This is a genomic window from Acinetobacter johnsonii, from assembly GCF_048551975.1.
GTDB classification, from domain to species: Bacteria; Pseudomonadota; Gammaproteobacteria; order Pseudomonadales; family Moraxellaceae; genus Acinetobacter; species Acinetobacter johnsonii_A.
In genome coordinates this window covers 1-309 of record NZ_JBIMCF010000131.1, presented here as the reverse complement: position 1 = coordinate 309, position 309 = coordinate 1, and the positions used below count along the sequence as shown (strand labels likewise).

1 protein-coding gene is annotated in these 309 nt (G+C 35.0%); it reads right to left on the bottom strand.

Going from position 1 to position 309, the window contains the following annotated elements; genetic code table 11:
• Positions 1-11: 11 nt before the first annotated feature.
• The coding region (locus ACG9ZB_RS16940) for a hypothetical protein (protein ID WP_419326816.1) at positions 12-309 on the bottom strand (298 nt) is incomplete at its 5' end.

Here is a 309-nt window from a genome sequence, read left to right as displayed (position 1 = left end):
ACTCTATGCTATTAAGCCAACTGACTTTCTAAAAAATCACGATGAATATGACTTAAATCAATCAATTCATATTGTCCAAGATTAAAAATTATCCAGACTTCAAGAAAGTCATCTTTCAAATCAATGCTATTTGAGGGCTGTGCAGTCGCTTGCCACTGTAAATCGGAAATCCATAAATAGTATTGCCCAGTCTCTGAATTAAAAGCCTGAACTTTACCTGCCGCATTGACGCCTTGAACAAATGCATTTTCAGGCATTACAGGTTCAATATTGGATAAACTAATTTCAACAAAGTGTTTGAACTGAATC